18 protein-coding genes and 1 pseudogene are annotated in these 17,358 nt (G+C 70.8%); 5 read left to right on the top strand and 14 right to left on the bottom strand.

The features are described from left to right. Nucleotides 1-123 precede the first annotated feature (123 nt). Nucleotides 124-591 carry a DUF1203 domain-containing protein gene (locus tag ACIA6A_RS02085; RefSeq protein WP_396095524.1) on the top strand — a complete coding sequence of 156 codons (468 nt, stop codon included), beginning with the start codon at nucleotides 124-126 and terminating at the stop codon, nucleotides 589-591. On the opposite strand, the gene ACIA6A_RS02080 is transcribed toward ACIA6A_RS02085, so the two are convergent. From ACIA6A_RS02080 to dinB, 4 genes and pseudogenes are all read right to left on the bottom strand, one after another. Then, complete coding sequence (locus ACIA6A_RS02080; RefSeq protein ID WP_396095522.1) at nucleotides 572-1,294, bottom strand: nucleotidyltransferase domain-containing protein; 723 nt, start codon at nucleotides 1,292-1,294, stop codon at nucleotides 572-574. The genes ACIA6A_RS02085 and ACIA6A_RS02080 overlap by 20 nt on opposite strands. Before the next feature lie 19 nt (nucleotides 1,295-1,313). Then, a complete protein-coding gene (locus ACIA6A_RS02075; protein WP_396095521.1) occupies nucleotides 1,314-1,724 on the bottom strand; it encodes an NUDIX hydrolase in 411 nt (136 codons plus the stop codon). Then, complete coding sequence (cobF, locus tag ACIA6A_RS02070; protein ID WP_396095520.1) at nucleotides 1,721-2,476, bottom strand: precorrin-6A synthase (deacetylating); 756 nt, start codon at nucleotides 2,474-2,476, stop codon at nucleotides 1,721-1,723. The genes ACIA6A_RS02075 and cobF overlap by 4 nt, the downstream gene beginning before the upstream one ends. A gap of 846 nt (nucleotides 2,477-3,322) precedes the next feature. Continuing rightward, nucleotides 3,323-4,393: pseudogene (dinB, locus tag ACIA6A_RS02065) on the bottom strand (DNA polymerase IV); the annotation flags it as partial. Between the two features lie 52 nt (nucleotides 4,394-4,445). Here dinB and ACIA6A_RS02060 point away from each other — a divergent pair. Together ACIA6A_RS02060 and ACIA6A_RS02055 are read left to right on the top strand one after the other, a co-directional pair. Continuing rightward, nucleotides 4,446-4,862: a cupin domain-containing protein gene (locus ACIA6A_RS02060; RefSeq protein WP_396095519.1), complete on the top strand. Its 417-nt coding sequence runs from the start codon at nucleotides 4,446-4,448 to the stop codon at nucleotides 4,860-4,862. A gap of 100 nt (nucleotides 4,863-4,962) precedes the next feature. Then, on the top strand, nucleotides 4,963-5,343 hold the full coding sequence (locus tag ACIA6A_RS02055; protein WP_396095518.1) for an Hsp20/alpha crystallin family protein: 381 nt from the start codon (nucleotides 4,963-4,965) through the stop codon (nucleotides 5,341-5,343). A gap of 69 nt (nucleotides 5,344-5,412) precedes the next feature. Here the strand turns inward: ACIA6A_RS02055 and ACIA6A_RS02050 are convergent, their stop codons facing one another. Beyond that, a complete protein-coding gene (locus tag ACIA6A_RS02050) occupies nucleotides 5,413-6,108 on the bottom strand; it encodes a carbohydrate-binding protein (RefSeq protein WP_396095517.1) in 696 nt (231 codons plus the stop codon). 248 nt (nucleotides 6,109-6,356) lie between these two features. Here ACIA6A_RS02050 and ACIA6A_RS02045 point away from each other — a divergent pair, with 248 nt between their 5' ends. After that, entirely contained in the window at nucleotides 6,357-7,547 is a 1,191-nt protein-coding gene (locus ACIA6A_RS02045; RefSeq protein WP_396095516.1) for a beta-1,3-glucanase family protein, read from the top strand. 3 nt (nucleotides 7,548-7,550) lie between these two features. Here the strand turns inward: ACIA6A_RS02045 and ACIA6A_RS02040 are convergent, their stop codons facing one another. The 3 genes from ACIA6A_RS02040 to ACIA6A_RS02030 are packed head-to-tail and all read right to left on the bottom strand — an operon-like array spanning nucleotide 7,551 to nucleotide 9,940. Continuing rightward, nucleotides 7,551-8,051, bottom strand: a complete 501-nt coding sequence (locus ACIA6A_RS02040; protein ID WP_396095515.1) for a DUF3558 family protein — start codon at nucleotides 8,049-8,051, stop codon at nucleotides 7,551-7,553. 49 nt (nucleotides 8,052-8,100) lie between these two features. Next, nucleotides 8,101-9,000, bottom strand: a complete 900-nt coding sequence (locus tag ACIA6A_RS02035; RefSeq protein WP_396095514.1) for a TIGR03619 family F420-dependent LLM class oxidoreductase — start codon at nucleotides 8,998-9,000, stop codon at nucleotides 8,101-8,103. Nucleotides 9,001-9,004: 4 nt separating this feature from the next. Continuing rightward, complete coding sequence (locus ACIA6A_RS02030) at nucleotides 9,005-9,940, bottom strand: GNAT family N-acetyltransferase (protein WP_396095513.1); 936 nt, start codon at nucleotides 9,938-9,940, stop codon at nucleotides 9,005-9,007. Nucleotides 9,941-10,044: 104 nt separating this feature from the next. Here ACIA6A_RS02030 and ACIA6A_RS02025 point away from each other — a divergent pair, with 104 nt between their 5' ends. Then, nucleotides 10,045-10,794 carry a tetratricopeptide repeat protein gene (locus ACIA6A_RS02025; protein ID WP_396095512.1) on the top strand — a complete coding sequence of 250 codons (750 nt, stop codon included), beginning with the start codon at nucleotides 10,045-10,047 and terminating at the stop codon, nucleotides 10,792-10,794. On the opposite strand, the gene ACIA6A_RS02020 is transcribed toward ACIA6A_RS02025, so the two are convergent. The 6 genes from ACIA6A_RS02020 to ACIA6A_RS01995 all read right to left on the bottom strand — a co-directional run bounded on the left by ACIA6A_RS02020 (nucleotide 10,778) and on the right by ACIA6A_RS01995 (nucleotide 17,252). After that, the gene (locus ACIA6A_RS02020; RefSeq protein WP_396095511.1) at nucleotides 10,778-11,431 is read right to left on the bottom strand and encodes an SDR family oxidoreductase; all 654 of its coding nucleotides are present in this window, start codon (nucleotides 11,429-11,431) and stop codon (nucleotides 10,778-10,780) included. The two genes, ACIA6A_RS02025 and ACIA6A_RS02020, sit on opposite strands and share 17 nt — an antisense overlap. A gap of 4 nt (nucleotides 11,432-11,435) precedes the next feature. After that, the gene (locus tag ACIA6A_RS02015) at nucleotides 11,436-12,149 is read right to left on the bottom strand and encodes a hypothetical protein (RefSeq protein WP_396095510.1); all 714 of its coding nucleotides are present in this window, start codon (nucleotides 12,147-12,149) and stop codon (nucleotides 11,436-11,438) included. A 180-nt stretch (nucleotides 12,150-12,329) separates the two neighbouring features. After that, the gene (locus ACIA6A_RS02010) at nucleotides 12,330-13,376 is read right to left on the bottom strand and encodes a LacI family DNA-binding transcriptional regulator (RefSeq protein WP_396095509.1); all 1,047 of its coding nucleotides are present in this window, start codon (nucleotides 13,374-13,376) and stop codon (nucleotides 12,330-12,332) included. 35 nt (nucleotides 13,377-13,411) lie between these two features. Beyond that, nucleotides 13,412-14,668 carry a DUF1996 domain-containing protein gene (locus ACIA6A_RS02005; protein WP_396095508.1) on the bottom strand — a complete coding sequence of 419 codons (1,257 nt, stop codon included), beginning with the start codon at nucleotides 14,666-14,668 and terminating at the stop codon, nucleotides 13,412-13,414. A gap of 11 nt (nucleotides 14,669-14,679) precedes the next feature. Beyond that, entirely contained in the window at nucleotides 14,680-16,356 is a 1,677-nt protein-coding gene (locus ACIA6A_RS02000; protein WP_396095507.1) for a discoidin domain-containing protein, read from the bottom strand. A 269-nt stretch (nucleotides 16,357-16,625) separates the two neighbouring features. Beyond that, complete coding sequence (locus ACIA6A_RS01995; RefSeq protein WP_396095506.1) at nucleotides 16,626-17,252, bottom strand: alpha/beta hydrolase; 627 nt, start codon at nucleotides 17,250-17,252, stop codon at nucleotides 16,626-16,628. Between the last annotated feature and the right edge of the window lie 106 nt (nucleotides 17,253-17,358).

Raw genomic sequence — 17,358 nt, 5'->3', positions numbered from 1 at the left:
ATTGCTCGGGTCGTACCGCGCGCTCACCGAGACCCCGGCCCGCTGTTCCGGTTGCCTTCGAGGCCAGAGGACGAGGTCCGATTCCCGCCGGATTCCCGCCGCCGAGGCGAGCATCCTTGCCCTATGACCCCTACAGCGACCATCCTTTCCCTCCCCGGCATCGTCCTCGACAGGGTCCGCTCCGAGCGGCGCGACGTGTCGGGCAATCCGGTGGAGTTCTCCGAAGCCGAGGGCGGCGAGCCCCTACGATGCTGCCTGCGGAACGCTGAGGCCGGCGAGGGCATCATGTTGTTCGGCTTTGAGCCTGACCTCCCGGCGAGCCCCTACCGTGAGATCGGCGCTGTGTTCGCCCATGCGGAGCCCTGCGCGACAACGATCATCCCGAGCAGATACCCGGACGACTGGCGTGACAGGCCCCAGGTTCTGCGCGCTTATGACAGCGCGGGCCGGATCCACCCGGCCTCCCGCGTTCACGACGGCAGCGATCCCGAGGGCGTCATAGCCGCGATCTTTGCCGATCCCGAGGTGGTCCAGATCCACAGCCGCAACATTGTCTACGGCTGTTACATGTTCACTGTCCAGCGCGGCTGAGGGCCTGGCCGGCGAGCTTTACGGTACGTCGGGTGTCGCGCCAGGCGATCAGTGCTGTCCGGAGTCGTGGCGAGGTGATGGCTTCTCCGCGTCGTCGGGCGGTGAGCTGCTCGATGAGCCACGGTGGGGCGTCGGCCTGCTGGATCGCGGCGGTTTTGGTGAGGAGGTTGCCGTGAGTAAGCGCGTGTCTGCCCCGGGCCATGGAGGTGAGGCCCAGGTCCGCGATGACCGGGCTTCGCCAGATCCATGGGCGTCGCACCGCCCAGGCCCAGTATCCGGTCAGTTCCGCCCTGGCGGCCGCACGGATGTCGTCGTCGCTCATCGGTGGGAAGAGCGATCCGGGAGCTCGGCCGAATGCGGCGAAACCGTGCCGCACCAGTTCGGCCCGGGTCACGCCGGACAGGATGCGCTGGACCAATGGGCCGTGGGTCCAGGTCGGATGCTGCCTGCCGGGGTCCGCCAGCGTCGTGGCGTCGGCATCGACACACCCGAGATCCAGGCCGGCCGCGGCTCCCGTGTCGAGGTCGCGGTGCAGCAGCGCGAGGGTTGCCTGCCGATCGGCTCCCACCGGGCCGTCGACCAGCGCGACCAGGTCGAGGTCGCTGATCCCGGGCGTGTAGTCGCCGGTTGCGATGGATCCAGCGACGAGCAGGTCGGTGACCCAGCCCAGCTGGGCGAGGTGTTCCCGGAACTCGCCGACCACGTCGTTTACGGCTCGTAATCTATCGCAGGAGGTCTATGAGTCCATCGGGGTACAGCGTCGCCTCGCCGGAGCGGAAGCGGCTCTTGGGCTGCCACGTGACGGGGCTGCCGTCGTCCAGGACGGTGCCGACGGTATCCCGGGCGTACATGGCAGGGTCGGCCAGGGTTGCCGTGAAAATGAAGGCGATCTCGTGGCCTGGTCCGTCGGGGGTGGTGAAGATGTTCTCCAGGACGCCGAGGAGCTTCACGTCGGACAGATCCACAGCGAGCTCTTCGCGCATCTCGCGGTGCAGCGCCGCGACGGCGGTCTCGCCGAACTCGATGCCGCCGCCCAGCGGCCGGTAGAAAGGCCGGTCGAGGCCCTCGAAGACCAAAAGGTCGTCGCCACGCTGGGCGGCGGCGAGGGCGATCGGCCGGATGGCCCCGGTCACGGGTGGCGGCGAAGGAGGTAGGTGTCCATGATCCAGCCATGTCGGTCACGGGCCTCGGCGCGGACGCGGCGGATCTCGTCGGCGACCTCGGCCAGCGGGCCCGAGATCAGGAGTTCGTCGGAGGTGCCGATGTAGGCACCCCAGTAGATGTCGACGTCGGTGTTGTCGACCTCACCGAAGGTCTGGTGGGCGTCGAGCATGACGATGACGTCGTCGACCTGATCGGGCCACTGCTCGGCGAGCCTGCGGCCGGTGGTGACCTGGAACGGTTTGCCGACCCGGTTGACGCCGACGCGGTGCTTGGCGGCCAGGGCGGAGACGCTGCTGATACCCGGGATGACCTCGTAGTCGAAACGGGTGTCACCGCGGGCCAGGATCTCGTCAAGAATGGCGATCGTCGAGTCGTAGAGCGACGGATCGCCCCAGACCAGGAACGCGCCGGTCTCCTCGTCGAGCAGGTGTTCGCGGATCAGCGCCTCGGTCACCTCGGACCGCCGGTGCCGCCAGTCGGCAATCGTGCCCTCGTAGTCGGCCGGGGTGCGGTCGCGGTCCGGGTCACGGCCCTCGGCGATGCGGCGGCCGAGCTTGCCATACGACTTCAGGACGCGGCGCCGGAGCTCGATCATGCTCTCCTTCACCTCGCCCTTGTCGAGGAGGAAGAAGACGTCCGTCCGTCCGATCGCCTTGGCTGCTTGCAGGGTCAGATGGTCGGGGTCGCCGGCCCCGATCCCGATGACGTAGATCTTCCGCACGCCTGCAGTCTCGCAGGTGGCCGCGCCGCTCGATCCAGGAGGTCAGTCCGGCAGAAGGGGAACCGAGGGATGGAGGCGCCGCCCCAGAGCGGCCGCGCGAGTAACCGACGCCGAGCCGAACCGGTCGCGGACGCCATCCAACGCGGCATCCAGCCCATCATTCGTCCCAGACCCCGGCCGGCCCCGCGGCACGGCCCCCGGCCGGCCGTGCGGCATAGAGTTCCGGCGCCCGTGCGGCACGGAGTCCGGTTGGTCGTGCGGCACGGAGTCCGGCTGGTCGTGTGGGGCGGATCCCGGTTGGTCGTGCGGGGCGGAGTCCGGCTGGTCGTGCGGGGCGGGGTCCGGTTGGTCGTGCGGGGCGGAGTCCGGTTGGTCGTGTGGCATGGACCCCGGCTGGTCGTGCGGGGCGGAACCCCGCTGGCCGCGCGGGGCGGATCCCGGCCGGTCGTGCGGCATGGAGTTCTGGCGCTCGTGTGGCGCGGAGTTTGGCTGGCCGTTTGGCATGGAGGTTGGTTGGTGGTGCAGCGGGATGCCCGGTCGGGCGTGGGGCGTGGGGCGCGACTGGCCGTGAGGTGCGGCGTTTGGCCGGCCGTTTGGTCTGGCGGTTGGTCGGTCGTGCGGGATGGAGTTCGGCTGGGTGGTTGGTGTGGAGGCTGGGTGAGTGTTCGGGGGTGAGCTTGGGTGGCCGTTCGGTGCGTTGTCGGGCGCGGAGCCGGGCCGCGAGTCGGGTGCGGCGTTCGGCCGGAAGCCCGGGGTGGTGTTCGGGAGGGCGGCCGGGGTGGTGTTTGGGAGGGCGGCCGGGGTGGCGTCGGGGTGGGTGACCGGCTCGGCGGTGGGGTGGGTGGTCGGCGGGGTGGGGAAGGGGAGTTCCAGCTGGACGCCGCCGTTGCTGTCCAGGTTTCCTACTGAGATGCCGACCAGGGTCAGGCCTCGCTCCTCGATCAGGGGGCGGGCCGTGAGCAGGAGGCTGCGGGCGGTTGCCAGGATCGGGTCGGTGCTCATGGTGGCCTTGAGCAGGCTTCGGGAGCGGGTTGCCCGGGTGAAGTCGGCGAAGCGGAGGCGCAGTATCACCGTGCGGCCTGGCCGGCCGGCCTTGCGCATGCGGTGGGTTACCCGGTCGACGAGGGCGGCCAGGGTTGCTTCCACCTCCGGGAAGGGGTGGGGGCCCCGGCCCAGGGCGGACTGGGAGCCGACCGAGCCACGGCGGTGCCCTACGCGTACCCGGCGGGGGTCTTGATTGTGGGCCAGGGCGTGCAGGTGGCGGCCGGCGTTTGCGCCCAGCAGGGCTACCAGCGCCGCTTCGCCGAGGCGGGCGATGTGGCCGACCGTGTGGATGTGTCGTTCGCGGAGTTTGCCGGCGGTGACCGGGCCTACTCCCCAGAGGCGTTCGACGGGCAGGGGGTGCAGGAATGCCAGTTCCTCGCCGGCCGGCACCACCAGCAGACCGTCGGGTTTGCCGACCGCGCTGGCCACCTTGGCCAGGAACTTGGTGCGGGCCACGCCGACGGTGATCGGCAGGCCGGCCCGGGTGCGGACCTCGGCGCGCAGGCGGGCGGCGATGGTGGTGGGGCTGCCGCTGAGCCGGAGGAGGCCGCCGACCTCCAGGAAGGCCTCGTCGATGGAGATGCCCTCGACGAGTGGGGTGGTGTCGTGGAAGACCTCGAACACGCGTTTGCTCGCCTCGGCGTAGGCGTTCATCCGGGGCGGCACCACGATCGCCGTGGGACAGAGGGCTCGGGCCCGGGCCAGGCTCATCGGGGTACGGACCCCGAACGCCTTGGCCTCGTAGCTGGCCGCGAGCACGACCCCGCCGCCGACGAGGACCGGCCGGCCGCGCAGGGTGGGGTCGTCGCGTTGCTCGACCGACGCGTAGAACGAGTCCAGGTCGGCGTGCAGGATAGTTGCCTGGTCAGCCACCTGACGATCTTCGCACAGGTGTTCGAACAACGGGGAGCGCGAGGATGATTCCATGACGACGCGACCGCCGCTTGCCGAGGCCCTCGACCTGATGCCACACCCGGAAGGCGGGTGGTTCCGCGAGACGTTCCGGTCCGGGACCGTTTTCGAACCCGAGGGGTACGCGGGCCCGCGCCACGCCGCGACCGCCATCTACTTCCTGCTGCAGCCCGGTGAGTTCTCCGCGTGGCATGTCGTGAAGTCGGACGAGTTGTGGTTCCTGCACTCCGGGTCGCTCGAACTGCGCTACGGCGGTTCGGCGGAGCAGCCGTCGGAGCCCGGGGAGGCGGTGCTGCTCGATCGGGGCAATCCGCAGGCGCTCGTACCCTCGGGAGTGTGGCAGTCCGCTTTCCCTGTGGGTGATGAACCGGTGCTGGTCAGCTGCGTGGTGTCGCCGGGTTTCGACTTCGAGGACTTCCGGTTGGCGTAGGTGTCCCAGCTCACGCCCGGGTGCGGAAGGTCCGGCGGCCCGGTCGGGTTCTAAGACTTGAGTGCCTAGCGCTCAACTTTGAACCTTGGAGGAGATCCTGATGGTCCGCGAATTCGACCGCCTGACCGCCCGCGTGTTCGAGAGCCCCACCCGTAACTCGGGTGCCCGGCTGGACGCGTACCGCGAGGGTGACAGCTTCGTCATCGACATCGACCTGCCCGGCGTCGACCCGGCCGGCATCGACATCTCGGTCGACCGGAAGGTCCTGACCGTCCGGGCCGAGCGCAAGCGCGCCGACCGCGAAGGCGTGCGTTACGTCGTCGCCGAGCGTCCGGTCGGCACCGTCAGCCGGCAGGTGTTCCTGTCCGAGACCCTCGACACCGACCGCCTCGAGGCCCGCTACGAGAACGGGGTGCTGACCCTCGCCATCCCGGTCAGCGAGCAGGCCAAGCCGCGCAAGTTCGAGGTCGCGGCAGTCTGAACAGCGGTCTGATCAGCAACAACGAAAGCCCGGGGCAGCCGCCCCGGGCTTTCGTGACGCCGGCGGGGGTCAGCGGCCGAACGCGAAGAAGTTGATGTTGGCGAAGTCGCTGCCGTCGGAGGCGGTGAACGTCAGATACAGGGTGTGCTTGCCGGATGCCGGGGAGATCGTCGTGGTCAGCGTCTGCCAGGTCTGCCAGCCGCCGGTGTCCGCGATCGTGAGGCTGCCGATCGGGGCCGAGCCGAGGGTGTCGAGGCGGAGTTCGAGCTGGCCGTTCACGCTGCCACCGGCGCCCGACGCCGCCCGGACCCCGAACTGGGTGGCCGGGGTGTTGCCGAAGTTGATGTCGTTGTACTGCAGCCAGTCGCCGTTGTTGATCCAGCCGATGTTGCGGCCGCCGCCGGTGTCCTCGGTGTCCTGGGGCTCGGTGCCCTGCTGGTTCGCGGTGTCCTCGGCCTGGATCGTCGAGTACGCGCTCGTCCCGCCCTTCGGCTCGTCGGGAGTCGGGGAGGGCGACGGTGACGGCGACTTCGACGCCGAGGCCGACGGTGACGGCGACTCGGATGCGGAGGGTGACGGCCCCGACGCGACAGGCAGGGGCGCCGCGGCGGCCGGTGCCGGGGTGGACGAACTGCCCTGGAACCACCCGATCGTGTAGCCGACCAGCAGCAACGCCAGTCCGGCGACGGCGAGCAGCACCCGCTGCTGAGTGATCTTCGAGCGGGAGCTGTACACCCCGGGCTGCGGGGACGCGGTCGTATTCATCGGGTCGGAAGGATAGCCGAGCGGTGCGCCCGTTGTCGCTCAAGACTGCCCGAAAATCTCCCGTCGTAGCCATCGGTTGACATCGTTGCGCGGCCCGCCGCAGGGTGTGAGGACGCCCCGCGATGCGGAGCGTGACGGCCAGCGCGTATCCCCCTTCCATGTCCGCCCCGAAGCGCTGCTGGCCGGCGTGGGATCCCTCCCGGTCTCGGCCGGGCCCGCGCGAACCGGGGCCGGACCCTGGAGTGCCTGTGCGCTTGAATCGCCAATCCCTGCTCGGCATCGCCGTGGCGGCGGTCGCCGTCCCCGCCGCCGTCGCGGTCATCCCCACCGCCCAGGCGGCGACCGGACCCGATCTGCTGCCGCTGACCGTCACGAACGATTCCGGCCGTACCGAGGCCGTGCACCTGTACGTGCTCGGCGAGTCCGGTGGCAAGCTCGGCTACGTCGACGCGGACGGCGTGTTCACGCCCTGGACCGGGGGCGCCAACCCGCCCGCGCCGGCCCCGGACGTGTCGATCGACGGTCCCGCGAACGGGGCCAGCACCACCATCGAGGTGCCGCGGGGCATCTCCGGCCGGATGTACATGTCGTTCGGTGACAAGCTCGACTTCAAGCTGAGTCAGGACGGCGGTCTCGTGCAGCCGGCGCCGTGGGCGGCCGGCGACGCGAACAGCGACATCCTGTTCGACTGGAGCGAGTTCACCTACAACGATTCCGGGATCTGGCTGAACAGCTCGCAGGTCGACATGTTCGCCGTGCCGCACAAGGTCGGCGTGACCGGATCGGACGGCACCACCGCCGAGACCGGTGAGCTGAAGCCCGGTGGCCGTGACGCGGTGGTGGCCGGGCTGGTCACGGACACCGACTTCGCCAAGCTGGTGCAGACCCGCGACGACGGTACGGTGCTGCGGGTGCTCGCCCCGGGCAAGGGCGCCGACGCGGGCGGCTTCGACCCGGACTACCTGGCCGGTTACATCGACGAGGCCTGGGACGCGTACGCGGACACCGACCTGACCGTGAAACCGTTCGCCGACCAGCCGGACAAGGTGTTCACGGGCCGCACCGCGGGCGACACGATGACGTTCACCGACGCCACCGGGGCGCAGGTCGCCACCATCACGAAGCCGGCCACCGCGGACGTCTGGGGTTGTGACGGCAACCTGGCCGCCCCGAACGACCTGGTCGTCGGCCCGATCGCCCGGAGCCTGTGCGCGGCGTTGCAGCGCACCACGCTGGGCTCGCAGAGCGTCGAGCCGAGCACCGACGCGTCGACGTTCTACCGCACCAGCCCGACGAACGAATACGCCAAGCTCATCCACGCGAACATGGTGGACGGCAAGGCGTACGCGTTCGCGTTCGACGACGTCGCCAACCAGGAGTCGCTCGTGCACAGCGGCGACCCGACGGCGATGAGTATCACCCTGACGCCGTTCCGGTAAAGATCAGACCCGGGGGATCACCGTCTTGGCGGTCTCCCGGGCCTTGTCCAGGTTCTCCTCGTCGCTGTCGCCGTGCACGTACACGTCGATCGAGACGGTGCCGTACAGCACGTACAGGTGGCCGGCCAGCGTGAACGCGTCCTCACCGACCCCGTCGACCGGCTCCGCGCCCTCGATGACCGTGTCGAAGTCCGCCTCGGTCGTGCGGGACAGGAACACCGCCAGCTGGCCGCCGGACTGCTGCCACTGGCAGAAGCGGGTGGTGGAGTCGGCCTCGGCGCCGTCCACGTCGGTCTGGGTGATGTCCCGCCCGGTCAGCGACGTCACCTCGGCGTCACTGAGCAGCGTGCACGGGTCCGGGAGATCCCCGGCGTCCTTGACCGAGTCACCGAGCCCGGAGTTCGCGGACGGAGTGGCGGCGGGCGGGGCGGCCGGCGAGACGGTCGACCCGCATCCGCTGAGGACGGCGAGCGCGACAGCGGCGACAGCGAGGTGGCGGTTCATGTCACCAGAGTGCCGTCCAGCTGCAAATACGCGAAAGCGACGTCAGTCTTTAGGGCGCCAGCGCGGTCAGGATCTCCTCGGCGCGTTCCCCGGCGGCGCGCGGGTCGGCGTCCGGGGAGCCGATCGACGGGTGCCAGTTGAGGTCGTAGAAGAGCTCGGTGACGCCGGCTTCCTCGTACAGCTGGGCGCCGCCCTTGATCTGCTCCCACGTGCCGGACAGCGGCACACTGTCGTCTCGCACCCCGGGTTGGACCACCCCGCGCACGATGATCCGCATGGTGTCGGGGTCGCGGCCGGACTCCTCGGCCGAGCGGCGCACGATCTGCGCGCCCCGGGAGATCTCGTCGAACGTGGCCCGGCTGCTGCTCACCCATCCGGCGGCGATCCGCCCGGCCCGGCGCAACGCGACCTCGGCGGTGCCGCCCAGCAGGATCGGCGGGCCACCGGCCTGTACGGGCGCCGGGGCCATCCGGCTCGGCGGGACCTGGTAGAACTCCCCGTCGTATGCGGCGACCTCGTCGGTGAACAGGGTCCGCAGCACCGCCAGGTACTCCTCGGTGCGGCGTCCGCGCGGGTTCGGGTCGGAGCCGGTGGCGGCGAACTCCACGTCGGACCAGCCGGTGCCGAGCCCCAGGTCGAAGCGGCCCCGGGAGAGCACGTCCAGCGTGGTGGCCTGCTTGGCGAGGTACGTGGGGGAGACGTAGGGCAGGTTGATCACCGCGACGCCGAGCCGGATCCGGGTGGTCCGGGCGGCCGCGTAGGTCAGCGCCAGCATCGGGTCGAGCACGCTGTGGTAGACCGGCGCCATCTCCTGCCCGGTGCCGACGAGCAGTCGCTGGAAGCCCCACAGTGCGTGGTAGCCCAGCTCCTCGGCGCGCATCGCGAACCCGGTCAGGGACATCGGGTCGGCCCACACCCCGGCGACCGGGGCCCCGCAGCTGATCAACATGAGGTCACCGTACGTCAATCTTCTTGATCATCTGTTGTGCCGTGAGCTCGAATCCCAGGCGCGCGTAGAGCGCCCGCGCCCGCACGTTGTAACCGTGCACGTTGAGCCCTATGGTCCGCAGCCCGCGTCCGCGCAGCTCCCGCTGCACGGCGGCGATCACCCGGCTGCCGTGACCCCGCGACCGCCACTTGGCGTCGATCTCGATGTTGTGCAACCAGCCCGTCCCGGGGTGGTGCCGGGGTGGCGGGCCCGCCCACACCCAGCCGGCCTCGACACCCTCGGCCACCACGGTCCGCAGGATCGCGCCCCCGGTCGCCGCCCCGTCGGGCAGCAGCGCGGCGATCTTCCGCTCGGCGGCCGCGCGTGCCTCGGCCGCCGGGCGTCCTTCCTCCTCGCGCAGGTCACCGGCATAGTCCTCGACGAGCGCGGCCATCCGCTCGTCGTAGTCGCGCATCGGCACCAGCGTGATCCCGTCCGGTGACGGGATGTCCACCAGCTCCCGGGCCCACTGCTGGTTGGTGATCGCATAACCCTGGCGCTCGTAGAGCCGCTGGGCGGTCACATTGGAACCGAAGACGTTCAGGCCGACCGTGGTGATGCCCCGCCCGGCGAGGTCCCGCTCGGTCAGCTCGAGGATCCGGGCGGCCCAGCCCCGCCGGCGGAACGCGGGATCGACCTCGAGGGAGCTGATCCAGGCCATGCCGGGCATGAGCGTGCCGGGCAGCGACACCCAGATCCAGCCCACCTCGGCGCCGCCGCCGACGACTGCTCGGCGCAGGACCTGGCCGGGGGTGGCCGGACCCTGCGGCAGCAGGTCGGCGATGCCCTGGGTGGCCCGCGCCTCGGCCTCGCGCACGGTAAAGCCCTCGGCCTCGGCCATCGCCTCGGCGGTCGCCATGATCAGCTGGGCGCGGTGCTGCTCGAAGTCGGCTCGGGTCATGTCCTCAAAGGTCAATTCCACCCCGAGACTGTCTCACGGTCCCCGGACAGGGGGCCCGGCCGCGAACCGCAGCGGTGGCGCCCGCCGGGCAGTAACCTCCGCATATGGGGACGACGGGGGAAACGGTCGCAGCCGGTAACGAAGCCATGTATCAGGCGGCGTTCCGGACAGGCGACTACAGCGAGGCCGAAAGCATCTTCACGAAACTGCTGTCCTGGGCCCGGGGGCGGGGCGACCGGGCCGCGGAGGCCGCCGCGCTCGACCGGCTCGGCATGCTGTTCCACTTCCGGGCCCTGGAGCGCGACCGCACCGCGGCGGACACCACCACCGAGGTGCGGTTCTTCGAGCAGGCCCTGTCGATCCGCCGGGACCTGGACGACCCGGCCGGCATCGCGGAGTCCGCCTTCGGCCTCGGGCTCGTCCATCAGGTGCTGCGCGGCGACTGGGACACCGCGATGCCGCTGTACCGGGAGGCGTTCGCCCTCGCCGAGCAGCACGGCGACCTGCTGCTGCGCTCCGAGGTGCACCGGCACATCGGCTTCTTCCACGCGGTCGGCGACCTGCAGTCCGATCTGGCCCTGCACCACCTCAAGATCTCCCACGACCTGCGCGCCGAGCTGGGCGACCCGCGCTGGATCCCCGGCGGCACGGTCGCGCTCGGCATCGCGGAACTCGCCGACGGCCTGCGCGACCAGGGCCTGGCCCACCTGCGCCAGGCCCTCCAGCAGGCCCGCGACGCCGGTCTCAGCGCCCAGCGGGTCGGCTGGATCGAGCAGTTCCTGCACGACACCGAGGCGGAGCTCCACCCGGTGGGCCGCCACCCCGCCGCGGAGGTGGCTAAAGTCCGGCCGTGAGCGCGGTCAGTGCCCGCGGGATCGGGGTCTCGCCGCCGAACAGCTCGAACGTGAGCCCGATCGTCGCCGGCTCGATCAGCGTGTGGGCCAGCACCGCGGCCACGTCCGCGCGGGGGACCGGGCCGCGACCGCCGAGGTCGAGACTGGCCGTCACCAGGCCGGTGCCGGGGTCGTCGGTCAGCGAGCCCGGGCGCACGATGGTGTGATCGAGCCCGGCGGCCCGCACGTAGTCGTCGGCATCCGCCTTGGCCTGCAGGTATTCCTGCATCGAACCGCCGAGCGACGCCGGGTCCTGCGCGCCGATCGAGGACACGAGCACGTAGCGGCGTACCCCCATGGCCTTGGCCGCGTCGGCCAGCTTGACGGCACCGCCCAGATCGACCGTCCGCTTGCGTGCGGCTCCACTGCCCGGCCCGGCGCCGGCCGCGAACACCACGGCGTCGGCCCCCTGCACGTACGCGTCGAGCGTCGCGTCGTTCTCCAGGTCGCCGATGACCGGCACGGCACCGACCGCCCGCAGGTCGTCGGCCTGGTCGGGGGAGCGGATCAGGCCGCGCGCGGTGTCGCCGCGCGCCGCGAGCAGCTTCAGGAGGCGGAGCGCGATCTGGCCGTGCCCGCCGGCAACAAGAATGTCCATGCCCTCAGTCTTCTCCGCCGGGCGCCGCCGTGAACGCGACGTCGCTCACGTCGGCGGCCAGTTCGGTGAAGTCCGTGCCGTAGGCCTCCGGCTCACGGACCCGCAGGACCAGACAGAAAGGCCGATCCGCACCGTACGTACGCAGCAGAGCACTGTGCCGATTCGCCAGGTAACGGGCGGCGGCGAGGTTCCCGTCCGAGCTGAGTCCGCCCAGGTAGATGACGGGGTGGGCGGCTCCCGGCGCCGTGAAGCGGGCCAGGATGGCGTAACGCTCCTGGTCGCTGTTCACATACTCGGCGCCGTCGACCACCACGGAGAGCGTGGCGCCGTTGTCGTTGACGCGGTAGGTGACGCCCCGCAGGACCGTGCGCAGGTGGACGGCGGCGCGCGGGTTCGCGGACGGGCCGCCGACGCAGAACTCGGTGACCCGGCCCAGCTCCTGTCGCAGGTCGGAGCCGCCGATGAGGTCGGTCTTCGCGCCGCACTCGCGGACCAGCGCGGTCAACTCGACCAGGGCGGCGACGTCGCGCCGGTGGACGCTGTCCTGGCTCGGGGCGGAGAAGTGGCGCGAGGTGACCAGCAGGGCCGTGGCGCCGGCGCTCAACCCCAAGAACGAACGTTCTTTCTCGAGGCGGCGGCGCCGGATCGCGAACTGGGCGAGCCAGACGGCGGTGCCGGCGATGACGCTGGCAAGAAGATTGATCAACAGGTCACCCACGCGTTCATGGTGACCGATGCCGGCACGCGCCGGCGGCACGGGGTCTGGCACGGTCGCGCGCGGCGAAGGGCGGGGTCAGGCGCGGTCGCGCGCGGCGAAGGGCGGGGTCAGGCGCGGTCGCGCGCGGCGAAGGGCGGGGTCAGGCGCGGTCGCGCGGCAAAAGCGGGCAGTGAGGGCGGGTCAGGCGGAGTCGCGGACGATCAGGGTGGGCTGGAAGGTCACCGAGCGGGGCAGCCGGCCCGGGGTGGCGATGTGGGCCATCAGGACCTCGGCCATCTCGGCGGCCATCTCCTCGACCGGCTGGCGGATGGTGGTCAGGCGCGGGCGGCAGTCCAGGGCCGCGCTGCTGTCGTCGAAGCCGACCACCGCGACGTCGTCCGGCACCCGGTGGCCGAGGTCCTGGATCGCTCGCAGGGCTCCCTCGGCCATCAGGTCGTTGCCGACGAACAGGCCGTCCAGGCCGGGGTGCTCGGCGAGCAGGCGACGGGCGCTGGCCTCGCCACCGGCCCGGGTGAAGTCGCCCTCCACCGTGGGGACGTCCGCGAGACCGCGGTTGGCGAGGTAGGACCGGAAGCCGTCGAGGCGGTCCTGGCCGGACGGGATGTCCAGCGGGCCGCTGATCGTGGCCAGCCGGCGGCAGCCCCGGGCCAGCAGGTGCTCGGCGGCCAGCCGGGCACCGAGGCGCTGGTCGACGTCGACGAAGCTGGCCGCCAGCGGGGCCGCCGGGCGGGCCGAGACGACCGCGGGGATGCCGAGGTCGTGCACCTGGCGGGGCAGTGGGTCCCGTTCGTGGCTGCTGATCAGCAGGACCCCGTCGACGTGGCCCTGGCGCAGGTAGCGCAGGACGTGGTGGTGATCGGCCGCGTCGGTCGGGATGATCACGAGGTGGATGTCGTGCGGGCGCAGCGCTCCGGTCGCCCCGGCGGTGATCCGGCCGAAGTAGGGGTCGGTGAAGATGCGGTTGAGGAACGACGAGTCGTGCGGGCGGTCGGGTTCGGAGATGACGAGCGCGACCGAGTTGGACTTGCGGGTGACGAGGGACCGGGCCGCCACGTTGGGGACGTACCCGGTGTCGGCGATGGCCCGCTCGACGATCTCGCGGATCTTCGCGTCGACGGTGGTCGCGCCGTTGATCACCCGGGACACGGTGGCCCGGGAGACCCCGGCCGCTTCCGCGACCTGGTCCATCGTCGGGTTCTGGCCCCCGCGCCCGCCCCGGCTGTTCATGGGCTCTGTTATAGCAGCGCCGGGGCGGGCCATGATCAGGGACGACCGTTCGTGCCGCACTTCACGATGGGCCGGATGCAGTCGTTGACCCGGCGGGCCATCTCGTCCACCGGCCACGCGTTGAAGAAGTCGCCGTGCATCGTGAAGCCGCGGCCGGAGGCGAGCCGGAAGCCGGCCGGGTTGCCGTTGACCGGGTATCGCATGACCTGGCGCAGCTTCGGCACGACCACCGGGTGGGTGGCCGGGCACGCGTTGCCGACCGGGTACGCCATGTGGCTCTTGTGATCGGCGGAGTCCAGGTTGACGCCGTCCCAGCAGTGCGGGAAGTCGAGGTAGGACTCCAGCATCGAGCCGGCCGGGCAGGTGACGAAGTCGGCCGAGGAGCCCACCTCGCCGGCCGCGAGACAGGACCAGCGGGAGATCGTGTTGTCGTTGGGGCCGGTGGCCTTGGCGTTGCCGGCGACGATCCGCAGGCCCAGCGGGAACGGCTGGGTGGTGGCGATCAGGGCGTCGCTGACCCCTTCACCGAGGTAGTAGAAGATGCCGGTGGTCGGCTCGACCGGCACGTCGTTGTTGTAGAAGGTCGGGATCCAGTACGCCGACTTGTCGATCGACGGGTTGCAGTTGCTGTTCGCGTTGAGCAGGTCGGTGACGGTGGTGCTCGCCTTGGTGGTCTCGCTGCCGAAGAAGCTGTGCATGTGCGAGGCGCCGGGCATGTTCGGGAAGATGATCGGGTCGTCGGGCAGGCGGTGGCTGGCCGGGCAGTCGGCGAGGAATTCCGCGACCCGTACCGCGCCCGGCGGGATGGTCGGTGGCGTCGCCGGGCCGCCTCCCGTCCCGTACACCTCGAATTCGGCGAGCGAGACCCCCCACTGGGTGGCGCGGGCGGTCGATTCCATCCGGACGTAGCGGCCGGTGCCGGAGACCGTGACGGTCTGGCGGCCCACGGCGCCGGTGAGACCGGCTTTCAGGGTGGTCCACGTGCTGCCGTTGGCGGAGATCTTCAGGCTGAAGGTACGCGCGTACGCCGCCTCCCAGTCGAGGACGACCGACGACACGGTCGCGGTGCCGCCGAGGTCGACCTGCAGCCACTGGGGATCGCTGAACGCGCTGGACCAGCGGGTGCCGGCGTTGCCGTCCACGGCGTTCGCAGCGGGGAACGCGGCGGATTCGGTGGACGACGCGGTGGCCGCGCGTCCGGAGGAGAGCAGGGGATCGGCGGCGCTGGCACCACCGGGGGTCGTCGCCAGGCAGGCGAGCAGGACGGCGGCGACGGTCACGATCTTTCGCATCGGGGCTCCCATCACTGGTAGACGCGGACGTAGTCGACGAGCATCCGGGCGGGGAACGGGGTGGTGGCGTCGATCGGTCCGGGGAAGTCGCCGCCGACCGCGAGGTTGAGGATCACGTAGAACGGGTGGTCGAAGATCCAGGGACCGCGGGTCGCCTCGACGGTGGCCTTGCTGGCGTAGAAGACCTGGGCGCCGTCGAGCAGGAATTTCATGCCCTTGCTGTCCCACTCGACCGCCCAGACGTGGAAGTCCTGGGAGAGGTCCACGGTGGCGTACTTCTGGCCGTAGCCGCCGGCGCCGTTGTACTGCGGGGCGTGCAGCGTGGAGTACGCCTCGGAGGTGTTGCGGCCGAGGACCTCCATGATGTCGATCTCGCCGTTGTACGGCCAGGGGCGGCCGGTGAGGAAGTCGGCGCCCATCATCCAGAACGCGGGCCAGAGGCCGTTGCCCTTGGGGACCTTGATCCGGGCCTCGACGCGGCCGTACTGGACGTGGAACTTGTTGCTGGTGTTCATCCGCGCCGAGGTGTAGTCACGGCCGTTCGACGCTTCCCGGCGGGCCTCGATCACCAGGTTGCCCTGGCCGTCGGTCTGGGCGTTGTTGCTGTTCTCGCTGTAGTACTGGACCTCGCCGTTCTGCGGGACGCCCGGGTCGTACGTCCATTTCGCGGTGCTCGGCTTCGTACCCGATCCGTCGTTGAACTCGTCGTTGAAGACCAGCCGGGTGGCCGGGAACGTGGGGTCGGCGGGCCGGGCCGGCGGGGTGGCCGGCGCGCCGCCGGTGCCGTACACGTTGAAGTCGTAGAGCGAGTAGCCGTACGGGCCGGAGCGCGCGGTGCCGTACATCCGTACGTAGCGCCCGGTGCCGGTGACGTTCAGGACCTCCTTGAAGCCCCGGCCGGTGGTGGTCGAGTAGATGTCGGTCCAGGTCGTGGCGTTCGGCGAGACCTGGATCTTGTACGCGGTGGCGTAGGCCGGGTCCCACTGCAGTTCCACCCGGCTGATCTGGGCGGTGGCACCGAGGTCGACGTAGATCCAGCCCGGGTCCACCCAGCCGGTGGTCGAGCTCGTCGCCCAGCGGGTGGCCGGGTCCAGGTCGAACGCCTTGGGCACGGTGCACGGGTTGCAGTTGACGTCGTTCTGCTCGCTCGACGCCGCGCCCGGCTTGTTGTAGGACAACAGGATGTCGCCCTGGGCGGAGTTGGCGTAGACCTGGAACTCCCACAGCGAGTACCCGTACGCGGGCAGCGCTCGTTCGGTCAGGTTGAGCCGCACATAGCGGGCGGTGCCGGTGACCGGGATGTTCTGCGCCCCGGCGTTGCCACGCAGCGTGCCGGTGGCGTCGGTGAACGTGCTGCCGTTCGTGGAGAGCTGCACGGTGAAAGCGGTCGCGTAGGCGCCTTCCCAGTTCAGGGCGACCCGGGTGATCGCCTGCGGGGAGCCGAGGTCGACCTGCAGCCACTGGGGTGCGGCCGAGAACGCGCTGGACCACCGGGTGCCGGTGTTGCCGTCGGTGGCGGCGGAGGCCGGGGTGCCCTCCCACTCGGCGGAGGACGCGGTGGTCGGGCGGCCCTGCGAGACGATCGCCTCGGCGGCCTCGGCGCGGCCACCGGTGACCACGAAGAACGTGCTGATCAGGGCCAGGGTGGCGGCGGCGAACCCACCACCGCGGAATCGGGCTGAACTCATACGGGGTCCTCCTTGGGGGATCAAGGATTGTGTCGTGGCGGTTACCGAGCGTTTACAAGGGGGAGAAAGCGCTCTTTGGAAAGCCACTGTGAACCGTCGAGTTCATGGGTGTCAATGCCTGGTGAGAGCTCGGGAAGCGCTTTCTCGATCGCGTTCCCGGAGTGTTTCAGGCATGTTGACGCAGGTCGGCGCGGTGGGGCGGTCGGGCCGGGGTCGGCACGCCGGGTGCCGAAACCTTGAGGTTCCGGAACCTGGCACCCGATATGTCGCTAATCTGCAAACGATGACTCCGTGGCCGATGCCACGAAGCCGGTGACCAGCCGGGTCCAGAAGATCGGCCGGCGCAACAGCGCGTGCGTCTCCCCGGGCACGGGCACGAACGACGCGCCGACCCGCGCCGCGTAGGCGGCCGACAACGCCGGATCCGTCACCCGGTCGCCGTCACCGTGCGCGATGAGAATCGGGGCGTTCGAGTGTGGTGCCGGTTCCCCCCGCTCGATCCACGGCGCCAGCGCGCACACCCCGGCGACCCCGGGTCCGCCGGCCAGCCGCAGCGCCGTCCGGCCGCCCATCGAGTGCCCCACCAGCACGATCGGCGCGCCCGGGTGCAGCCGCCGGGCCTCGTCCAGCGCCCAGCGGGCGTCGGTCACCGGGTCCTCCGAGGGGGCGTTCCAGCCGCGCAGGCGGTAGCGCAGCAGCCACACCGCCACCTCATCGCCGCGCGTGCGGGACCGGACAGCCCGGGCGAAAGGCACCATTCGCAGGTACGCGAGCCCGCGCCGGGCCGGTTCGGTGCTGTGCGCCTGACCGCCGTGCAGGAACAGCACCACCGCACGGGCGCCCCGCTCGGGACCGGATCTGACCAGGCTGGGCATCACGGAGCTGAGCGTCGTCACATCTGACATTCGGCGCGCGGGCCCGTTCGGGTAGGTGCTCATCGGTGTCCAATCCGGGGCGGTTCGGGTGCCGAATGGCCTGCAAGAACAACTGTTACCCGCCAGA

The sequence above is a fragment of the Actinoplanes sp. NPDC051494 genome, assembly GCF_044454705.1.
Taxonomy (GTDB): domain Bacteria; phylum Actinomycetota; class Actinomycetes; order Mycobacteriales; family Micromonosporaceae; genus Actinoplanes.
Note: the sequence above shows the minus strand (reverse complement) of the source record. Positions and strands in the feature narration are given on the sequence as shown.

Bases quoted from the DNA above. Each gene is read 5' to 3' on its own strand.
- ACIA6A_RS02025 (WP_396095512.1), top strand. From the start codon at position 10,045: ATGGGGACGACGGGGGAAACGGTCGCAGCCGGTAACGAAGCCATGTAT.
- ACIA6A_RS02050 (WP_396095517.1), bottom strand. From the start codon at position 6,108: ATGAATACGACCGCGTCCCCGCAGCCCGGGGTGTACAGCTCCCGCTCG.
- ACIA6A_RS02055 (WP_396095518.1), top strand. From the start codon at position 4,963: ATGGTCCGCGAATTCGACCGCCTGACCGCCCGCGTGTTCGAGAGCCCC.
- ACIA6A_RS02060 (WP_396095519.1), top strand. From the start codon at position 4,446: ATGACGACGCGACCGCCGCTTGCCGAGGCCCTCGACCTGATGCCACAC.
- ACIA6A_RS02040 (WP_396095515.1), bottom strand. From the start codon at position 8,051: ATGAACCGCCACCTCGCTGTCGCCGCTGTCGCGCTCGCCGTCCTCAGC.
- ACIA6A_RS02020 (WP_396095511.1), bottom strand. From the start codon at position 11,431: ATGGACATTCTTGTTGCCGGCGGGCACGGCCAGATCGCGCTCCGCCTC.
- ACIA6A_RS02085 (WP_396095524.1), top strand. From the start codon at position 124: ATGACCCCTACAGCGACCATCCTTTCCCTCCCCGGCATCGTCCTCGAC.
- ACIA6A_RS02030 (WP_396095513.1), bottom strand. From the start codon at position 9,940: ATGACCCGAGCCGACTTCGAGCAGCACCGCGCCCAGCTGATCATGGCG.
- ACIA6A_RS02035 (WP_396095514.1), bottom strand. From the start codon at position 9,000: ATGTTGATCAGCTGCGGGGCCCCGGTCGCCGGGGTGTGGGCCGACCCG.
- ACIA6A_RS02005 (WP_396095508.1), bottom strand. From the start codon at position 14,668: ATGCGAAAGATCGTGACCGTCGCCGCCGTCCTGCTCGCCTGCCTGGCG.
- ACIA6A_RS02000 (WP_396095507.1), bottom strand. From the start codon at position 16,356: ATGAGTTCAGCCCGATTCCGCGGTGGTGGGTTCGCCGCCGCCACCCTG.
- ACIA6A_RS02010 (WP_396095509.1), bottom strand. From the start codon at position 13,376: ATGAACAGCCGGGGCGGGCGCGGGGGCCAGAACCCGACGATGGACCAG.